Raw genomic sequence first — 20,981 nt, 5'->3', positions numbered from 1 at the left:
GTTAGGTTAAACTCCCATTATGAATATTCAGCGTCGCCAATTTCTCAAAACTTGTGGGTTCGCTACCTTGGCTACCCAACTTCCTGTACTTACGGCTCAAAGTCAGTTATCTCCAAACACTATTATTAAACCACCACGTTTACAAGTAGGCGATACTGTGGGATTAATTGCGCCGGCGGGTACTTTTGAACCTCGGTATATAGATGTAGTTCAGCAATATCTGACGAACTTGGGGTTAAAAACTAAGTTGGGAAAGCATATTTTAGACCGTTATGGTTATTTAGCTGGTAAAGATGCTGACCGCGCTCAAGATGTAAATGATATGTTTGCTGATAATTCTGTTAAAGCAATTCTGGCTATGCGTGGCGGCTGGGGTTGTAATCGGATTTTACCTCTACTCAATTACCCCTTAATGCGTTCCCATGCCAAAATTCTCATGGGTTATAGCGATATTACTTCTTTATTGATAGCTATTAATGCCCGTAGTCGAATTATGACTTTTCACGGGCCTGTTGCTACATCGACCTGGACTCCCTTTATGCTGGAGTACCTGAAGCTTATTTTATTTAATGCGGAAGCAGTAACATTACAAAATACTAATTCTCCTGAGGGGAAAGTGCAGACAATAGCACCTGGAAAAGCCAAGGGTAAACTGGTAGGTGGTAATTTGTCTGTGTTAACTGCAATGGTTGGTTCACCATATCTACCTGCTTGGCAAAATAGAATTTTATTTTTGGAAGATGTTAATGAAGGTGTTTATCGGGTAGATAGGATGTTGACGCAGTTAAAAAATGCTGGAATACTGCATCGAATTTCTGGTTTTATTTTTGGGCAATGTACTGACTGTAACCCCACTAATGAATCATCACAGACTTTAATGGAAGTATTACAAGACCATATCACTCCTTTAAAAATCCCAGCTTGGTATGGTGCAATGATTGGTCATATTCAAGATAAATTTATCTTGCCAATTGGTGCAGATGTGGAAATTGATGCTGATGCGGGAACAATCCGCTTATTAGATGCGGCGGTGAGTTGAGGAATTATTTTCATTATTTATTTGCATAAATTACTATTTCCAGGTAGTATAATTTCTAATTTTTTACTGAAACGTAGCCAAATTCAGAAGATGAAGAAGCTAAAACTTCTGATATTCCCTTGAATAATTTTTCTGATTCTACAGGTTTAACTAAGTGCATTTGAAAACCAGCCGCCAGTGCTTTTTTTTGGTTGATTTCTCCCGCATAAGCAGTAAGTGCGATCGCCGGTATTTTACCCCCTTTTTCTGATGACATAGATCGAATTAATTGCATCAACATATATCCATCGATTCCTGGCATTCCGATATCACTTAATAGTAAGTCAACTTTGGTTCTAGCTATTATTTCTAAAGCTTCACTTGCTGATGTAACTGCTGTCACTTCGGCTCCAGATTGTTCCAGCATAAAGGTAAGAAACTCACCTGTATCTACATCATCATCTACTACTAAAATATATAGCCCTGCTAAACCCCAAGTATTGTTATCTGGAGTTCCTAGTTCTCGTGCTATCTGCGGCGGATTAATCATGAGTGGTAAACTAACTGTAAATGTTGCACCCATCCCTTCCCCTGCACTGTCTGCTTTAACAGTCCCACCATGCAATTCTGTGAGATGCTTCACAATAGCTAGCCCTAATCCTAAACCTCCAAATTGTCTTGTGATTGTGCCATCTGCTTGACGAAAATACTCAAATACATAGGGTAAAAATTCTGGACTTATCCCCTTACCATTATCTTTAATTTGAATTTGAGCATACTTATTAACTTTTTCCAAAACTAACTGTATTTGTCCTTCTGGAGGAGTAAATTTAATTGCATTAGAAAGCAGGTTCCAGATAATTTGTTGTAAACGAGCTGTATCACCAGCAACCATGCCTACATTTGCATCCATTATATTTTGAACGTTAATATTTTTCGCCTCCATTGCTAGACGCACAGTCTCTAAAGCCTCGCCAATAGTATTAACTAAATTCACAGGTTGAACATTTAAAGTCAATTTCCCTTGCTGGATGCGAGAGACATCTAATAAATCTTCAATCAATTGAATTTGTAATTTAGCATTACGCTCAATTGTGTCTATTCCCCGCATTCGCGTAGCTTCTTCCAAATTACGCCTTTTTAGTAGCGTTGCCCAACCCAAAATCGGGTTCAGGGGAGTACGTAATTCATGAGAAAGGACTGCCAGAAATTCATCTTTTAGACGATTGGCTTTTTCGGCTTCGCTTCTAGCAATTTTTTCACGCATCAGCAAATATTCCCGTTCTTCTTCTGCTTGTTTGCGTTCAGTAATATTCCTAAAAAATATCCCTAGTCCATCTTCAGCAGGGTAGGCATGAATTTCTAACCACATACCCCACAGTTCGTAGAATACCTCAAAATGGACAGATATATTTTCCGCTAGCGATCGCCTATATTCTCGCTCAAAATCTGTACCTTTCGTTCTCGTCCACTGTTCCCAGTAGTTTTTCCCAATCAAGTCTTCTGGTTCTAAATCTTGAATTTTTGCTGCTTGATGATTGCAATAAGTGATTTGCCAATCTTGATTCACCGCAATAAAAGCATCAGTCATGCTTTCCAAAATATTGCTTAACCGACTACGGAGGGCTTGTTCACGCTGAAGTAATTCATCCGTTTCTTGATGGGACTCTTCTAAGCAAGCATTGGTTTGCGCCAGTGATTGATTGAGTTGAATAAGTTTTTCCGATAATTCTGCGCGGGTTTGATATTCTCCACGTTGTACCCTTTCTACAGCTAACTCTACTTGAATTTTTGACCGTTCCGTAATCGCAATACCTACTAATAAACTAACCGCACACTGCACTAATAAGCTCAATTTGTGGACGTGTAGAACTTCCGCCTGTACGGGAAAAATGGGCAATGAGATAGCGTTAGGATAAGCGACTAAATAAGCAAATAGTGTCACCAGTACGCAAAAGCTAGAGATTAACATCCCACTGGTGACACCAAAGCGTGTTGCAGCCCATAAAACCGGAACAAAGCTTAAAAAAGATAATTGTTGTAACTTAAACCCACTTTGATCAGTTTCAATCACAGTCAGGGTTGCTATAGCTATACAAAGCAGTAGTATGGCACTGAATTCTAGTAAGAGACGACGGGAAGGATGGAAATTTTGAGAAGCAAATGAAGAGTTAAGTGGTTCGGGATGGCTTAACCAGCCTTGAGATTGAAAATAGGGAGTGAGGACTAACAAGGCAGTAGGTGCAATAGCCATGACTCCAATCGCATTGCCTAACCACCAATGAGGTATGTTGTAACCCAAGCTGGCAAAAGACATTTTCCCTATTGTCACCAAACCTAAACTACCAACCGTCCCTATAGTCGTGCAAGCGATGAGGGGTACACTGACTGTAAAAAACACCGCATCCTTGAGGGTATTGAGCGTCCTAGAACCCTTCCAGAGACGACGGTACAGGAACCAAGCAGTCAGAGGTTCGATGATATCGCTAAAAGCAAATAATCGCTCCCAACCATGCAACCCCCAAACTGGAGACATCAGAAAAGATGCCAATCCGGTGAGCATAATACCACAGGGGCCAAACCAAAAAGTTAAGGCGATCGCCACACCTGATGGGGGAAACCATAGAGAAACTCCAGGTTGAATGCGATAAATCAATGCCATTCCATGAGCGATAACTAGGGCGAGTAAGCCTAAGAGTGAAATTATCAGCCATCGACGCATAGGTGCAATTTTCATGGAGTCTTTTATGCGTTGCATCATCAAAGGGTGCTTTGTGCTTTAGCTCATGCACTCACAATTTTATAAGTAGCCGTTATAAACTGCTTACACGAGTACAAATGAAAACACTTTTTCTCGTATTTTCCAGCCTATCTTGGGAGTAATTACAATATGCGCTCATATCGCCCCACCATAGGCGGTTACATACTGCCAAGCTTCTAATATTCTCATCTAATTTCTGTTTTTTGTAATTGCTTGATAGTTAAGATAATTATCATTTGCAATTTTATACATTACGGTTAGTATAGTTTAGTCCATAGAGCATTTCTGAAGACTATACTTTATGGTCAAAAAAATTTGCTTCAGCCAGGAAACACTAGCAACTATCAGCTAGTCTGTTTCTCAAAAGAAGTAAAAAATCTTATTGAGTTCTATGAATACCGACGTTAACCCAATTAATAATCAAAAAAACAAATTCAATTTTGATGTTAGAGGAGTGAAGAAGAATCATCTCCTGCCAATCAACTTCTTGATTGGTTTATGTGCCACTTTGCCTGTGACATTGGGATTACCTGTAGAAGCTTTGCAAGTAGAGGTGAATCCCAAGAATCCCCGTCTGGGGGATACAGTTTCTGTGGTGATCAATCTAGATAATCCAGACAATATTAATAACCCAAGTGTATCTTTTGGTGAGAAAACTTACCCAGTTTTTGAAATAGCACCAAATAAATATCGAGCATTTATACCTACAACCCCTCTAGAAAAGCCAGGCGCTAGAAAAATTAGAGTTTCTGGTGATGGTCAAGTCAAAGAATTGCCTCTAGCGGTAGCTACTCGGAAGTTCCCGGTACAGCGCATTACTTTGCGACCTGGCAAATCTGCCGATGGCGCGACGCAATACGAACTTAACCGTGCCGCAGCTTTTAAAGCTATACAAACACCACAAAAATATTGGAATGGCAAATTCCTCAGACCAAATAACGGGCGCATCAGCACAATTTATGGTGTACGTCGCTACTACAATGGGAAATTTGCCAATGGCTACTTCCATCGTGGTCTTGACTACGCTGGTGCGGCAGGCTCTCGTGTAGTTGCCCCAGCTGCTGGTAAGGTAGCTTTAGTCGGCACAGTAGCCCAAGGATTTCGAGTTCATGGTAACACTGTTGGCATTGACCACGGTCAAGGAGTTGTCAGTATTTTCCTGCACCTAAGTCGGATTAATGTCAAAGAAGGTGACTTTGTCAAAGCTGGGCAATTAATCGGCACAGTGGGTTCAACAGGCGCTTCTACAGGGCCACACTTGCACTGGGGTCTGTATGTTAATGGTCAATCTATTGACCCAATGACTTGGAAAAGCAAAACTTTTGAATAATTGAAGCGTGATTAATCGCTTCTATTGTTGACTTTGTATATTTTTTGTCGATAATGAGTTAGGCAAAATAAGTTTGAATTGGTTCCGTCCTTACCTTGCTTGGGTGGCTTAAATTTAAGATGAGCGTTATGAGTATTGAGAAAATTGTAGAACAAGCTCTCCAGGATGGTTATCTTACGCCAGCAATGGAAGCAGAAGTTGGACGCATCTGTGATAACGCATCAGAACTCTCCATAGAAGAGTATATGGCGCTGGATCGATTGATGGGAGCGTTATTAACTGGTGAGGTAGTGGCGGTTCCTCGCAAACAGTTCATTAACGTTATGGAAGAATTGGTACTCACTGAAGCGATCGCTAGAGTAGCAGAAATTGAAGCTACCAGCGAAAGTTCTATCGATGTCGGGGATATAGCCGCTTACGCCCTTAACCGATTGCCCCCCTTATACGCCACCACAGAAGAAGGTGCTAGCTACCAACGCATACGCGCCAAAGCAGAACTTCAAGAATTAATCTCCCAACAGGTAAGTGAGGCAATCAACCTTAATCTTGACCAGCCAAACGACAACAGAACCCCCGTTTCTACAAAAACAACAGGTAATGAAGTCCTGCGTCAGGTTAGCAGTTTACTGCAAGTCTATGCCCCTGGCTTTGAGCAAAAATTTTCATAATTCAGTCAACGGTCAATGGTCAATGGTCAACAGTCAACAGTTAAAAGCTAAAAATGAAGGTTCTGGACTCTTGACTATAGCTCTTGACCATTGACTATTCCTGTACTACCACGGGTGTACCTACATCTACTTGGTCATATAGCAAACGGACATCAGAATTACGCATCCTCAGACAACCATGAGAAATAGCTGTTCCTAAGAGGTGGGTGTCTGGTGTACCATGAAAGCCAATTTTATTCCGGCCATCTGACCAAAAACCAATCCATCGTTCCCCTAAAGGACTATCAGAACCAGCAGGAAATATTTTACCTGTGATAGGGTGCTTCCAGATGGGATCGTGTTCCATATGTGACACGTTGAAAGTACCTGTAGGCGTTTCCCAACCCTTCTTACCTATAGCAATTGGGTAACTAGCTATAACCATACCCCCTGCATAAACATAAGTACGGCGATCGCTTAAATCAACCACTACTTCCTTCTTGGCATTTTCTAGCTTATTAGATGTTTTTTTGTGGGCTGAAGGCGGAGAAGATTGTGACTGGCTTTGAGCAGATAAACGAGAGTTTTTTCTTGATTCTGGTGTTAATAACTGTGTTTTTTTAGGTACGTTAGTTGCTATCGCTACATTTTTGCTAACAGTATCCGACTTATGATTAGACTTTATAGCCGAAGACTGTGGTTGGGATAGTTGATCTGATGTAGAGTCACCAGCAGGTGCAGGCGCACCAAAAGCGATTTCACCTAAACCTCCTCTATAAGTGCCTCCAGGGCGACTTGATGTGGTGGAAACTGACTTTTTAAACTGCCCCTGTGCTGTAGTAATGCGCCAATGCACAGCTAGCGATAAGATGGCTGTGCCAAAGCAAAGAAACATTACCATACGCCCTACAGATTTATTTCTTACCATTGCCATCGCCTATTGTTTATCCCTGACATATTCAGCCGACTAATTGAACATTTTTATTCTCTAAATTATCAAGAATTTATAAATTCTTATCTGTTCCCTCATAACTATACCTACGCTCTTGGGCAGACTAAGGATATATAAGCATTACAGCTAGACAATTTCTGGAAAAGAAATTTGTTTAACTGAAGTCTTGAGGAAAGAATTTTTAACATCGACGTTACTTGTAGCACTCTGCAAGTGCAGCAATCAATTATTAATGGTGTGGGTGGGAGAAAGACCATGTTAGAAAAACTATGGCTAGCAGTCACGATTACATTTGCCCTCAATTTATTTTTTCAAGTCCATGTCCCTGATCAAAGAAATTCTGGTGCTAGTTATCAACAACACATAGATAGATCAACAACAATTTTAGTAAAAATACCGGAAAGATAACATTTCCTACTAACTACAGACCCAGAAATCTCAGATACTAGATTTTTAACAAATTCTAACCTGTAAGTATTAAGAATCCTACAAATTAACCTGGGTCTATATTGTGTGCATCAATTTTTTGCCTTCTTTTTCGTGAATTGGTACTAGCATTAAAAATAAAGTCTAATCAATTCAGTTTCTGTGTGCCAAATAACTATGTTTTTGATTTAATCTTAAGCAAATTAAGTCCTTTTAAAATGGAAAATCAAAAATGGAGCATAGAATCAATAAAAGGGATATTTTCATAATTATTTATGTTTATGAAATCATAATTATATGAGGTTCAAAAATTCTGGAATCATAACTTGCTTTTAAAGCAAATATAAGGCAGAAAATTAATCAAATCAATCTTATAAATTTTTCCACAAAAATTACATCAAAATTATTTTCCCCCACTTGTATCGTTAAGATACATAGATTATTTTCTATAATATTGAGAAAAGCCACTCCTAGAGTAACTTAACTAGTAGAGAACAAAAAGCAGTTTTCACTCTATAGCTGTATTTTGATACACCATTACTCATAATCATACATCGTCTTATTTGTCAATCACAGGTGGTCACTAATCGTTAGCTCCACAACAATATGTAACATAGCCTTGACTGGGGGGAGATAAACCAAAACAATCCCTGAAGAACAAGATTGACGTTGTGCGCCAGAACAAATGCACTCAATATTGGAGAACTCAGTGTTACAGTCCTAAATCCGTCACTTAATTCAGGAACAAGCTGCCAATTAGCAGGTCTAATAGATAGGGATAAATTAAAGCCAGTACGATCTATGAGTCAATCGATTACTGTATCCTGGTCAACGGTTGATGCGAGGTGTTCAGAAGCATCGGTGCAAGTTGACAAACTCTCTAACCACGATTTAATCTTGCGCTGTCAAGTAGGGCTGCGTCCAGATCGTGTTGCGTTTGCCGAGCTATTGCGCCGCTATCAAACCCAGGTTGATAGAGTTCTGTACCACCTAGCCCCTGATTGGTCAGACAGAGCCGACTTGGCTCAAGAAGTTTGGATTCGCGTTTATCGGAATATTAACCGATTGCAAGAACCATCGAAATTTAGGGGCTGGTTAAGCCGCATTGCCACCAATTTGTTTTATGACGAATTGCGTAAACGCAAACGGGTTGTGAGTCCTCTGTCATTAGATGCTCCCCGTTCTGTTGATGATGGCGAAATGGATTGGGAAATTGCTGGAGATACACCAGGGCCAGAGGAAGAACTGACAACTAGAGAATTTTACGAACAACTGCGGGAGGCGATCGCGGATTTACCCGAAGTATTCCGTACTACCATTGTTCTCAGGGAAATCGAAGGTATGCCATACGAAGAAATTGCCGAAATCACAGGTGTATCCTTGGGAACAGTCAAGTCGAGAATTGCTAGGGCTAGATCCAGATTGCAAACTCAGTTGCAAACCTATCTTGATGCCTAATGTACAGTATCTTTCATCTACCCTATGGGAGAATTTAACTATTGATTAAGAATTGTGAGGAAACTGTATCGTACCTATGCTATCAGGAAAAGAATTAATTAACCTCTCAGGGTTGCCCTCCTTTTGTCCGTGGATGAATTGGTAATAATGTTAGTATGACTACTGATTCTGATTTTAATAAGCGTTGTCGGCGGCAATTTTCGAGAGATTTACCAAAAAAGATGGCTAGGCATACCAATGAAGCAACGGGTGCTATGGATATGGTGAAGCGCGATCGCTTTGAATTATTGAGTGCTTACCTCGATGGAGAGGTGACAGCTGCGGAACGTCGGCAAGTAGAAGACTGGTTAGCCAACGATGTCGCAGTTCAACGCCTCTATTCCCGACTATTAAAGTTAAGGCAAGGCATACGAACTATGCCCATACCAACAGCCCAGCAACCACCAGAAGTTACTGCCCAGCAAGTATTTGCCAAAGTCAACCGTCGTTCTCGTTTGGCTTGGAAATTTGGTGGTGCTGCTGTTGCAGCTTGTGTGATTGGCGCAGTTTCTAGCTGGCTACCAGGGCGGCAAATAGGAATACCCCAACTAGCCCAACAATCACAAGAACAAACTACTCAAGGTGTCAGCAAGTCAGATGCACTGCCAATGATAGCCTTGAACAACCCAGTAATTGAAATTCCCAAAGCAGCTGTAGTCTCTCCCACAAACTTTTTGAATCAACCACAGCCGCAACTTGGTGAAATTCCTCCAGACATCAACTGATCCCCAAGTTTGTAGTAAGAACGTTCGTATTGATATTTTGAGGAGTGAACTACTCATCCTGTAGGCGAAGCGTCAGTGTAGGCTTCCTGCCCAACAGATAGCGTAGTATTAGATTTCTTGCGTTCTCTAGGACTCCTACTTACACTTGGGCAACAGGCTTATTGATGAAGTTGTTCATGGGGAAAACCCCCAAGACCACACTTCATCGCTTTATCCCCCGTTCCAGAAATGAAAATTTGTAGTCCCTGATTTATCTTTACAATCCTCAAATAAAACAGCAGCGAGGAATTACTGAAAAATTTTCCTTAGTCTGACGATCGCTCTAACTGATTAGCAAGCAAATCAAGGAGCGATCGCTTAATCAGCATAACCTCCAAGCTACCGCTAAAAATAAATTCCTTCTGCCCTGTGCCTTCTTCACTGTTGAATTTTGCATCGAAACGTAGCGACAGTCACACAAAGCGGTATATTCAAGTATGGCAGGGTCGGAAGTAAGCAGTGCCAAAAATCATCACTATTCTCAACGGTAAAGGGGGAGTCGGCAAAACGACTACCGCCATCAATTTAGCTGCTCAGTTTGCGAAGAAAAAAAAAGTCATTCTCATTGATACAGATATACAAGGTTCTGCTAGTTGGTGGTTTGGAAGAAATCAAAATGGGATGGGATTTGATTTATCCCAAGAAACCCATCCTGAACTTTTAAGTCAGTTACAAACAATTAAAGGTTACGATTTAGTAGTAGTAGATACGCCACCTGCGCTACACTCGGAAGCACTAGCAACAGTGGTAGCGATCGCAGATTATCTAGTTTTACCTACACCTCCATCAGCAATGGATTTGGCTGTGTTAATTGAGACAGTCAAAGCGGCAGTAGTTCCGTCCGGAGTTCCCCATCGGGTTCTACTCACAAAAGTGGATACCCGGAGTATAAATGAAGCAATAGAAGCACAAAATACTCTTCAACGGCTAGGAATTCCTGTTTGCAAGGCTTTTATTCGGATATATAAAGCCCACGAAAGAGCAGCCTTGGAGGGTGTAGCTATCGACCAATGGCGAGGAAAAAATGCTAGAGAAGCCGAATCAGACTACCACCGTGTGGCTGAAGAGATACAGCGTGACTGGAGGAAATAATGCCTAGAAAACAGAACCTCTCCGATTTAATCCAAGAGGAAGCCCAAAAATTTACACCCTCTGCTGGTGAAACTGCAATTGAAGTCACCGCTCAAGAAGTGGCTGAAGAAACTGCTGCAAGTCCAGAAGAATCACAACAGACACCTGAAGCAACTACTGCTAAACGTAGCGTCCCTACTAAAGCGGATTTAGAAGCTACCATCCAAGAATTACAAGCAACTTTAAAAAAATCTGAACTACAAGAAAAATCACTCCAGCAAAAAATAGAAGATTTGCAATCAGCTTTATCCGAGCAAAAATCTTCAGTCAAAAAACTTACAAAAGAACTGGAAGAAACCAAAAAAACTGCGCTACAACTGGCAGAAGCTAACTCCCAACTCATAGAAGAACATAAATCATTAGCTTTAGCACAAAAAAAAGAGCAGCAAGAAAAACTCCAACAAGAAAAACTCCAACAAGAAAAACTCCAACAAGAAAAAGAGCAGCAAGAAAAACTCCAACAAGAAAAAGAAAGCTATAAACCAGTAACTTATAGAAAATCACACCGACTTCCTGATAAGTACCCAACACAACTGATTGAAACTAAGGATGATTTTTCTTCAAATACTTGGTTGTATGATTAAAGATATAAGGCAGTAGGCAGGAGACAGGGGACAATAGGCATAATTTCTCTACATTTTCCCCCAACTCCCTTGAATTATTTTCATGCGTAATTCCTATTGATATCAATCTGTTGCTGAATCTTGAGAATTACTCATGAAATACCGAATAATATCCCTGTTGCTATGTGTGATAGTTGTTGTTCATGCTGTTCCAGCAAAAGCCACGCCCAAAATACTAGTAGATTCTAGTGACAAATCTATACATATCACTGGTTGGTTAGGCGAAGAAAGTGCTTTAGTTGGTAACTTACGATTAACTGCTCAGGGAGAAAATATCGATAAATTTGTCTTTCTACCCTCAGATTTGCGGCGAAAAGAAGGTGATGGCATAATTAACCGCCATCAAGTAACCATTGTGGGTGAACCAAAACTTTCTGTAGGTATTCCTCAAGATTTCCAATTAAAAGTAACAGACATTCGTTTACCTGGCACTTATGAAGGCACACTCCAGATATTGTTGCCAAATCAGCGTCAGCAGCAACTGCAAACTATTCCCATTCAAGTAATCGCTAAAGCTAGACCAACCCTTATTCCTCTGGGTGGTACAGAACAAATTCAACTGCGCCTCGTGAATTGTGACGGTGTTTTGAGTTTTTTTGACTGTTTAATTGCCAAAGGATTACTACCAGCCAGTGCATTTTTAAATCAGTGGCAACTCCAATTTGACAATCCGAGCCAAGTACCTGTAACCATTGTTGATGCCAAAGTCATTCTCAAAGGTGAACAGACAGGATATCAATTAACAGAGACATCTTTGAATGTAGTTCAAAGTCCCGTCAATTTAGTGATGAATGACCTCCAGTCCGTCGGAGACAAACATCTACAGTGGGCGGAACGCGATCGCATTATTACTCTACCATTAAATTTAAATCGTTCTGCCATCCCCCCAGATCGTTACATAGGGGCTATATACTTCACCCTATCAGGACAGACTCAAAGACTAGCCATCCCAGTAGATTTAAAAATGCGGTCTGGGCCGATTTTGCCCCTGATGGTGTTAATCTTCGGCGTTATTTTGGGTCGATTATTCAAATATATGCAAGAGTCTGGTAGTGACATCACCAGAACTGTTAAAGCAGTTTATCGCCTCAAAGCCAGAATTAGACAAGAAGTAGAACATACCGAAGACCAAAATATACTCAACAACATGGTTGAATGGGTAGAACAATTAATTAAATGGGAAAAAATAGATAGAGCATTAGCCGAAATAGATGCTATTGAATCGCGGTTAGAAGCCTTAAACAAACTGCGACAAATAGAAAATCAAATAATTGAAATACAAGGACAAGATAGCTTAGATAAAATTGCTCAAGAGGTGCAGCAAAATATTATTAAAACTCGTACCTTTTTAGCGCAGAAAAATGATGCTGTTGCCCAAAGGGTTATGCAAGATGTGATGAGAGGTTTAGCCAACCTCAATCAAAAGCGGTCAGTAGATAAACATTTCATGCAAAATGAAACTTTCCTACCTCTAGAATTAGCTAATGCAGCACGTAGTTTTTTAATTCAAGCTGATGCAGTCGCGCCAATATCAATCAATCAACCCAAATGGAAAACTCGCTGTCAAGATTTTCTCATATTACTCTCTGGCGTGTCTGATGATATCCGCATCGGCGCTACATTTTGGCTCATCCGCCCATTTTTATCCCTCACCCTACTAATTGGCTTGTCCTTAGTTGGTATAGGTTCACTCTATGTAGATAACGGACTCACCTTTGGTGCTAGACCTTTCTCCGACTATTTAGGATTAATTCTCTGGGGAATTAGTGCCGATGTAGCCAGCCGCAACCTCAGCAGCTTGCAAAACAAAAATATCACTTAAACAAACATCCCTCCGTGTTTGTGTGCCTGTGTGGTAAAACAACCACACAGGCACACAGAGGTTAAGCAACCACGAAATTGACCAACTTTCCAGGCACTACAATCACCTTTTTAATCTCCTTACCTTCCAAGTGTCGCTGCACAACCTCTGACTCACGAGCATATTTTTCTAACTCAGCTTTATCTGCTTGCGCGGGAACTTGAATATCAGCACGTTTTTTGCCATTAACCTGAATTACCAAAGTAATCTCATCAGCAACTAAAGCAGCTTGATCAAAATTAGGCCAAGTTTGAGTATGAACTGACTCACTATTTCCCAACAATTGCCACAATTCATCAGTAATATGTGGCGCAAAAGGAGCTAATAACACCACGAGAGTGCGAACACCTTCAGCATAAATTGGTGAATTGCGGCAGTCAGCATCAGTGAGAGCGTTACTCAATTTCATCAACTCGGAAACAGCAGTATTAAATTGATACTCATCTTCTAAATCTTCTGTCACAGCTTGGATAGCCGTGTGAATTGCCCGGCGTAATTCCTTTTCTGGCTTACTCAAATCGGCAAGCTGAGCCGACTTACGACATACCCCAGCCGCAACATAATCTGTCACCAAACGCCAAACCCGATTTAAAAAACGGAATTGTCCTTCAACATCGGCTTCATCCCATTCCAAATCTTTTTCTGGCGGCGCTTTAAATAAGATAAACATCCGTGCTGTATCTACACCATATTTACCAATCACATCTTCCGGCGCGACACCGTTACCTTTAGACTTGGACATGGTGGCGTAAAGACGTTGCAGTGGTTCACCTGTTTGAGGGTCACGAGGGTCGTTTGGGTTAACCAGATTTGAAGGAATCCATTTATCTTTACCACCCTTGTTGGGATTCATGTAAGTGAGACCTTGCACCATTCCTTGAGTTAACAAACGCTCAAAGGGTTCATCAAAGTTCAACAAGCCGCGATCGCGCAATACTTTAGTAAAGAACCGGGAATATAATAAATGTAAAATCGCGTGTTCAATGCCGCCTACATATTGGTCTACTGGCATCCAGTTATTAGTTTTTCCTGGCTCAAATACCTGTTCTTCGTTCCTAGCATCAGTAAATCGCAAGAAATACCACGAGGAATCAATAAAGGTATCCATCGTGTCAGTTTCTCGTTTCGCAGGAGTACCACAGGTAGGACAAGGAACATTTACCCAACTTTCCAACTGCGCCAACGGTGAACCACCACGTCCAGTAAATTCCACTTCTTCTGGTAAGGTTACGGGTAAATCTTTCTCTGGCACTGGGACTATGCCACAGTTGGGGCAATGAATTACGGGAATTGGTGCGCCCCAATAGCGTTGCCGAGAAATTAACCAGTCCCGCAAACGATATTGGATGCGTTCTTTACCAAAACCTTGTTCTTCGGCATATTTAACTATGGCTTGCTTGGCATCCGTGGAAACCATGCCAGTAAAAGCCCCGGAATTAATTAAAATTCCTGGTTCTGTGTATGCTTGGTTATATTCAATTTGAACGACTTGTGTAACTTCTTCTGTTTCTGATGTCGGGCTTAAGTCGAAACCTGCCACATCATCTGGGTCGGCAATGACAAAATCAATGGGTAAACCATACCTCTGAGCAAATTTAAAATCCCGCGCATCATGAGCAGGTACACCCATCACAGCCCCAGTACCATATTCATAGAGTACATAGTCAGCAATCCAAATAGGTACTTCTTCCCCTGTAAACGGGTTAATTGCCTTAGCACCAGTATCTACACCGCGTTTGGGTTTGTCGTCGGCGGTACGTTCTAACTCGCTTTGATTTGTCACCTCTTGAATAAAGGTGTCTACTACTGCTTGTTGTGTTTTGGTGGTGACTTGCTTAGTGAGAGGATGTTCTGCTGCTAACACCACATAACTAACACCATAAACTGTATCAGGACGAGTTGTGTACACGGCGATTTTGTCAGTGCTGCCGACAATGGGAAATTCCAAATACGCCCCTGATGATTTCCCTATCCAGTTTGCCTGCATCAACTTGACCCTTTCTGGCCAACCAGTCAATTTATCCAGGTCATTTAATAATTCTTCCGCGTAGTCGGTAATCTTCAAAAACCACTGGCGCAGTAATTTACGCTCAACTATAGCACCACTACGCCAAGAACGTCCTTCATTATCAACTTGCTCATTTGCCAATACAGTTTGGTCAATGGGATCCCAGTTGACGGCTGCTTCTCTTTGATAAGCTAACCCCGCCTGCAAAAACTGTAAGAAAATCCATTGTGTCCACTTGTAATAGTCTGGCGAACAAGTAGCAACTTCACTATCCCAGTCAATTGATAAACCAAGACGCTGCAACTGTTGCCGCATTTGGACAATGTTTTGATTAGTCCATTTGGATGGTGGTACACCACGGTCAATGGCGGCGTTTTCTGCTGGCAAACCAAAGGCATCCCATCCCATTGGATGCAGTACCCGATACCCTTGCATTCGTTTGAGGCGGGCAATCACATCTGTAATTGTGTAGTTACGGACGTGACCCATGTGTAGGCTGCCCGATGGATAGGGGAACATGGATAGAGCGTAGAATTTTGGTTTATTACTCTCTGTTGGGGTCTTATCTAAACCAAGTTCTAACCATGTTTTTTGCCATTTTTCCTCAAGTGCTGCTGGGTTATATCGGGAATCCACCAAAAATTCTCCTACTGGGTCTGTAATCTTGTTTGCCTCCATATTGTAGATGATGCTAGGCAAAGGAATCAGTTTTCCTCTTATGAATACCTACTACCCTTTGTCAGAGCTTCAAGCTTCAGCTTCAAAGGCTCAAGTTTTAGCTTCAGAACCTTTGAAGCTGTAATTTTGACTATCTAGAACCTATTCTCAAATAGTCAAAGGCGATGACCTCCGATTGCTTGGAGACCATCGGCTCATTATTGAAAATTCCCAAAGCTACAACTTGAGTTAGTGATAAGCATCCATTGGTAGACAAGAACAAATAAAATTTCTATCACCAAAAGCTGCGTCAATTCTACCTACACTAGGCCAGAATTTATGTTCCCGTGTCCAAGGTGCTGGGTAGGCGGCTTGTTCACGGGAATAGGGATGATGCCATTCGGCGCTAAGGAGGCTTTCGATGGTGTGGGGGGCATTCTTCAAGGCATTATCTTGAATATCTACCTTACCTTCTTCAATTTCAGCGATTTCTTGACGAATAGCCATCAGCGCATCACAGAATCGATCTAATTCTGCTTGAGATTCGCTTTCTGTGGGTTCCACCATGATTGTACCTGCCACAGGCCAGGAGACAGTCGGAGCATGGAAACCATAGTCGATGAGACGCTTGGCTATATCATCAATTTCGATGTTCGCTGATTTTTTAAGCGATCGCAAATCTAAAATACACTCATGGGCAACTAGACCATTTTTTCCTTTGTACAACACAGGATAATAAGCTTCCAATCTCTTGGCAATGTAATTAGCATTGAGAATTGCCACCTTGGTAGCTTGTGTCAAGCCATCTGCCCCCATCATGGCAATATACATCCAAGAAATCACCAAAATACTGGCACTCCCCCAAGGCGCAGCAGCTACAGCGCCGATAGATTGGGTATTGGGTATTGTTTTCTTCCCATTCCCCATTACAGTATGTCCAGGCAAAAACGGTACAAGATGGGATGCAACACCAATTGGCCCCATACCAGGGCCACCACCACCGTGAGGAATACAGAAAGTTTTGTGCAAGTTTAAGTGACAAACATCCGCGCCAATATCCCCCGGACGACAAATACCCACTTGGGCATTCATATTTGCCCCATCCATGTAAACTTGACCGCCGTGACTATGAATCACAGCACAAATTTCTTGAATTGCTTCCTCAAACACGCCATGAGTTGAGGGATATGTCACCATCAACGCAGCAAGTTCATGACTATATTTTTCTGCCTTGGCTTTGAGGTCATCTACATCAATATTACCTTCCGTATCACAGGCAACTGCTACAACCTTCATCCCACACATCACTGCACTCGCTGGGTTTGTCCCATGTGCTGAGGTAGGAATCAAACAAACATTACGGTGTGCTTCCCCCCGACTTTCATGATATTCACGAATCACCAAAAGTCCTGTGTATTCGCCTTGAGAACCAGCATTGGGTTGGAGAGAAATCCCAGCAAAGCCAGTAATTTCTGCTAACCACCCTTCCAGTTGTTGGAACAGAATTTGATAACCCCGCGTTTGGGTTAACGGCGCAAAAGGATGTATCCTACCAAATTCTTCCCAAGTTACGGGAACCATCTCAGCCGTGGCGTTTAACTTCATCGTGCAGGAACCCAAAGGAATCATCGATGTCGTTAACGACAAATCTTTAGTTTCCAGCCTGTGTAGATAGCGCAACAACTCAGTTTCTGAGTGATAACGGTTGAAGACGGGGTGGGTGAGGTAATTACTGGTGCGGAAGGGGAGGTGGGGAGATGGGGGAGAAGTTAGTTCTTCTAGGGTGAAGGGTAACTCATCTCGGAGAGCGAAGATTTGCCAGAGGTCGATGAGGTCTTCTGGTGTGGTAGTTTCATCTAAGGAGATACCCACAGCAGTTTCATCAAAAATCCGTAGGTTAATATTACGGGCTTGGCAACCTGCGAGAATAGTCTCGAGGTTTTGTATTCCCAACTCTACCCGTAAGGTATCAAAGAAAGTTGCGGAACTGATTTTGTAACCCAGATGTTTTAAGCCTTCTGCCAGGGTGACAGTTAGCTGGTGAATATTCTCCGCGATTTGTTTGAGTCCATCCGGCCCGTGATAGACAGCATACATACTCGCCATCACCGCCAGTAATACCTGGGCTGTACAAATATTACTCGTAGCTTTTTCCCGGCGGATATGTTGTTCACGGGTTTGTAAGGCTAGGCGCAGTGCTGTTTTACCGTGAACATCTTTAGATACGCCGACAATTCGCCCCGGAACTTGCCGCTTGTACTCTTCCTTGGTGGCAAAGTATGCCGCATGAGGCCCCCCGAACCCTAAGGGAATACCAAAGCGCTGGGTACTACCTACGGCAATATCAGCACCAAACTCACCAGGCGGGGTGAGTAAAGTTAAGCTTAAAGGGTCTGCGGCTACTGTTACCAATGCACCCTGGGCATGGGCTGTTTCGATAAAAGCGCGGTAGTCGTAGATTGTGCCATCACTGGCGGGATATTGTAAAATCGCGCCGAAAATTGGCTGATCAAAATCAAATGTCTGATGATCGCCGATAATAATCTCAATCTCTAAGGGTTTAGCCCGTGTTTGTAACACGTCAATCGTTTGGGGATGGCAGTCATGAGAAACAAAATAGGCATTTGCTTTATTTTTGCTCACACCGTAACTCATACTCATAGCTTCGGCGGCTGCTGTTGCTTCATCAAGTAGGGACGCGTTAGCAATTTCCAACCCAGTTAAATCGATAATCATGGTTTGGAAATTTAGCAGCGCTTCCAACCGCCCTTGGGCAATTTCGGGCTGATAGGGAGTGTAGGCAGTGTACCAACCAGGGTTTTCGAGAATATTACGCCCAATGACGGGAGGAGTTATGGTATCGTGATATCCCGTACCAATGTATGAACGAAACACCTGATTTTTAGAGGCAATTTGTTTTAACCTTGCCAGGGCTGCATACTCGGTTTGCGCTTCTGGTAAATGTAGCTTTTTATTCAGCCTAATTGCTGTTGGTACTGTTTTTTCTATCAAATCATCTAGGCTGGGAAATCTCAACACATCAAGCATCTGTTGAATATCTGCTGATGATGGGCCTATATGTCTTTGTATAAAATGATTTAAATTTTGCTTTCTGTTTTCTATCTGTTGGCTGTGACCTACAGTAGAATGTATCCCATCGCTAGACTGAGGAATAGGGGCATAAGATACCACTAAATTAAACTCCAGAAGTAACTATTTAATATTTTGCAACAAATATTCTTGACAAGTGGGAGCAATTTGTCAACGCTTGGACGATTTATCAAAAATCATCCATTTAGGGAAATGGGGAGTGCTGAGTAGGGGAATAATTTTCTGCCTTGTCTCCTTTTCTTCCTGCTCCCTGTCTCCTAACTCTTCCCAGTCCCCAATACCCAACTACTCGCCTTCTACTTCGGCGCGATACTCGTCCGCAGTCAAAGCATCATTTACTTCATCAGGGTCATTAACGCGTAATTTTAAAAACCACCCTTCACCGTAAGGGTCATCTGCTATTGCTTCAGGAGATTCAATCAAAAGTTCGTTGCGTTCTACGACTGTTCCAGTTATTGGTGCATTCAAATCTTCGACGGCTTTGACTGATTCAATTGAGCCAAAAGTATCTCCTTTAGTCAGTAAGTCCCCAATTTCCGGGAGTTCCAAAAATACCACATCGCCTAATTGGTCTACAGCAAATTCTGTAATACCGATAGTAGCAATTTCGCCATCTAGCCTCACATATTCATGAGTATCCAAATATCGCAAATCTTGAGGGTATTCAAACGACGACATTTCTTTTCCTCTTAAAATCTCAAAAAATTAGCGTCCCAAAGGTAATTAATACCAATTCGTAATACTGCTACGCAGTGAATCCTTTTCTTACGAGACTCTTACGCAAACGGATACGCTGCGCCAAAGCAGTAGCGTTGTGTAGCAAAGCAAGCCACGTAATGATGAGGGTCGGACAGAATCTGGCTTGATAGCTTTGAATCTGTTACCGAATTTTCCAGAATTGGTTTAAGACCATATTTAGTAATTAACCATACTGTGATTGAGTATCTTACAACACATTCAGTTGGTCAACATGGATATTAGAGATTGGGGACTAAGTATTTAGCCTTTCTTGCTTGAACGATAAAAGGGACGTTTAACTACAAATGCGGGGTATGCTTTACCACGAATTTCGACTTCTAGGTGCTGACCCACTTTCGCTAGCTTGCTAGGGACGTAGGCTAGAGCAACAGGATAACCGAGTGTAGGGGATAAAGTACCACTAGTAACTTCGCCTACTACTTTACCCTCTGAGAGAACTTGGTAGCCGTGACGGGCAATGTTCCGTCCTTGGGTTTGCAAACCTACGAGTCGGCGCTGTACTCCTGTGGCTTTTTGTTGTTCTAAAACTGACCGACCAATAAAATCTCCTTTGGTATCCAGATGAACTAACCACCCTAACCCAGCTTCTAGGGGAGTGGTTTTGTCATCGATGTCTTGTCCGTAAAGTGCCATTGCTGCTTCTAGTCTGAGGGTATCTCTTGCACCTAAGCCACAGGGAGTGACACCCGCATCATACAGACTACGCCATAATTCTATCCCTACCTCTGGGTCTACTAAAATTTCAAAACCATCTTCCCCGGTGTAACCTGTACGGGCTATAAAGCCGGGTTTATCTAGTATTGTTGTCTCTAGATGTGCAAAAGCTTTGATTGGTTGTAAGTCTTTTTTGACAAAGGGTTGGAGATAGTTGATAGCTTTTGGCCCTTGGAGGGCAATTAAGACTTTTGCTGGTGAAAGGTCTTGGAATTGCACCTGATTTTGGTCTAAGTGTTGCAATATCCATGCTTTGTCTTTGCTGGTGGTGGCTGCGTTGACGATAATGAATGCCTGTTGTGTACCAGTGCGGTCTTCGCCTTGGTAGTAGACAATGATATCGTCAATGATTCCCCCTTGGGGATTTAAGAGTACAGTGTATTGGGCTTGACCTGGTTGCAACCGACTCAAGTCTGAAGGAACTAAACCTTGGAGTTGAGAAATCAGGTTTTTACCTTGGAGGGTAAATTTGCCCATGTGAGAAATATCAAACATCCCAGCAGTGTTTCTCACTGCTTCGTGTTCACGGGAAATACCAGTAAATTGTACTGGCATTTCCCAGCCACCAAAGCTGGTGAAGCGGGCTTTGAGTTCTACACCCAGTTGATATAAAGGTGTTCTCGCTAGGGTTTCGGCAGTTTCTTGTTGATTAGCCACAGATAGTTTTGCAGTTGCGATCGCACTTCAACATCTAATATCCTACGTGATGGCTTCAATTAATA

At 42.1% G+C, this 20,981-nt stretch carries 15 protein-coding genes; 9 read left to right on the top strand and 6 right to left on the bottom strand.

Annotated elements, in window-relative coordinates; all coding sequences use genetic code 11:
* Nucleotides 1–19 precede the first annotated feature (19 nt).
* On the top strand, nt 20–1,039 hold the full coding sequence (locus H6G18_RS12485) for a S66 peptidase family protein (RefSeq protein WP_190407420.1): 1,020 nt from the start codon (nt 20–22) through the stop codon (nt 1,037–1,039).
* Between the two features lie 55 nt (nt 1,040–1,094).
* Here H6G18_RS12485 and H6G18_RS12480 read toward each other — a convergent pair whose 3' ends face one another.
* Nucleotides 1,095–3,779, bottom strand: coding sequence for an MASE1 domain-containing protein (locus H6G18_RS12480; RefSeq protein ID WP_199311663.1), 2,685 nt, complete (start codon nt 3,777–3,779; stop codon nt 1,095–1,097).
* Between the two features lie 391 nt (nt 3,780–4,170).
* Here H6G18_RS12480 and H6G18_RS12475 point away from each other — a divergent pair, with 391 nt between their 5' ends.
* Nucleotides 4,171–5,109 (top strand): M23 family metallopeptidase, encoded by a 939-nt coding sequence (locus H6G18_RS12475; protein WP_190407419.1) that lies wholly within the window; start codon nt 4,171–4,173, stop codon nt 5,107–5,109.
* A 128-nt stretch (nt 5,110–5,237) separates the two neighbouring features.
* Nucleotides 5,238–5,777 (top strand): late competence development ComFB family protein, encoded by a 540-nt coding sequence (locus tag H6G18_RS12470; protein WP_190407418.1) that lies wholly within the window; start codon nt 5,238–5,240, stop codon nt 5,775–5,777.
* A 94-nt stretch (nt 5,778–5,871) separates the two neighbouring features.
* Here H6G18_RS12470 and H6G18_RS12465 read toward each other — a convergent pair whose 3' ends face one another.
* Nucleotides 5,872–6,690 (bottom strand): L,D-transpeptidase, encoded by an 819-nt coding sequence (locus H6G18_RS12465; RefSeq protein ID WP_190407417.1) that lies wholly within the window; start codon nt 6,688–6,690, stop codon nt 5,872–5,874.
* Nucleotides 6,691–6,963: 273 nt separating this feature from the next.
* Between H6G18_RS12465 and H6G18_RS12460 the strand changes: the two genes are divergently transcribed.
* From H6G18_RS12460 to H6G18_RS12435, 6 genes are all read left to right on the top strand, one after another.
* Nucleotides 6,964–7,116: a hypothetical protein gene (locus H6G18_RS12460; protein WP_206757213.1), complete on the top strand. Its 153-nt coding sequence runs from the start codon at nt 6,964–6,966 to the stop codon at nt 7,114–7,116.
* An 819-nt stretch (nt 7,117–7,935) separates the two neighbouring features.
* The gene (locus H6G18_RS12455; protein WP_190407415.1) at nt 7,936–8,592 is read left to right on the top strand and encodes a sigma-70 family RNA polymerase sigma factor; all 657 of its coding nucleotides are present in this window, start codon (nt 7,936–7,938) and stop codon (nt 8,590–8,592) included.
* Between the two features lie 155 nt (nt 8,593–8,747).
* Nucleotides 8,748–9,356 carry an anti-sigma factor family protein gene (locus H6G18_RS12450; protein WP_190407414.1) on the top strand — a complete coding sequence of 203 codons (609 nt, stop codon included), beginning with the start codon at nt 8,748–8,750 and terminating at the stop codon, nt 9,354–9,356.
* A gap of 498 nt (nt 9,357–9,854) precedes the next feature.
* The gene (locus H6G18_RS12445; RefSeq protein ID WP_190407413.1) at nt 9,855–10,487 is read left to right on the top strand and encodes a ParA family protein; all 633 of its coding nucleotides are present in this window, start codon (nt 9,855–9,857) and stop codon (nt 10,485–10,487) included.
* On the top strand, nt 10,487–11,110 hold the full coding sequence (locus H6G18_RS12440; RefSeq protein WP_190407412.1) for a hypothetical protein: 624 nt from the start codon (nt 10,487–10,489) through the stop codon (nt 11,108–11,110). The genes H6G18_RS12445 and H6G18_RS12440 overlap by 1 nt, the downstream gene beginning before the upstream one ends.
* Nucleotides 11,111–11,243: 133 nt before the next feature.
* Entirely contained in the window at nt 11,244–12,971 is a 1,728-nt protein-coding gene (locus H6G18_RS12435) for a hypothetical protein (RefSeq protein ID WP_190407411.1), read from the top strand.
* A 61-nt stretch (nt 12,972–13,032) separates the two neighbouring features.
* On the opposite strand, the gene leuS is transcribed toward H6G18_RS12435, so the two are convergent.
* The 4 genes from leuS to gcvT form a co-directional block, all read right to left on the bottom strand.
* The gene (gene leuS / locus H6G18_RS12430; protein ID WP_190407458.1) at nt 13,033–15,654 is read right to left on the bottom strand and encodes a leucine--tRNA ligase; all 2,622 of its coding nucleotides are present in this window, start codon (nt 15,652–15,654) and stop codon (nt 13,033–13,035) included.
* 270 nt (nt 15,655–15,924) lie between these two features.
* Complete coding sequence (gene gcvP, locus H6G18_RS12425; RefSeq protein ID WP_390824879.1) at nt 15,925–18,867, bottom strand: aminomethyl-transferring glycine dehydrogenase; 2,943 nt, start codon at nt 18,865–18,867, stop codon at nt 15,925–15,927.
* Between the two features lie 204 nt (nt 18,868–19,071).
* Complete coding sequence (gene gcvH / locus H6G18_RS12420; RefSeq protein WP_190407410.1) at nt 19,072–19,464, bottom strand: glycine cleavage system protein GcvH; 393 nt, start codon at nt 19,462–19,464, stop codon at nt 19,072–19,074.
* 321 nt (nt 19,465–19,785) lie between these two features.
* Nucleotides 19,786–20,916 carry a glycine cleavage system aminomethyltransferase GcvT gene (gene gcvT, locus H6G18_RS12415; protein WP_190407409.1) on the bottom strand — a complete coding sequence of 377 codons (1,131 nt, stop codon included), beginning with the start codon at nt 20,914–20,916 and terminating at the stop codon, nt 19,786–19,788.
* Nucleotides 20,917–20,981 lie beyond the last annotated feature (65 nt).

Source organism: Anabaena subtropica FACHB-260 (assembly GCF_014697105.1).
GTDB classification, from domain to species: domain Bacteria; phylum Cyanobacteriota; class Cyanobacteriia; order Cyanobacteriales; family Nostocaceae; genus Trichormus; species Trichormus subtropicus.
This window is presented reverse-complemented; position numbering and strand designations above follow the sequence as displayed.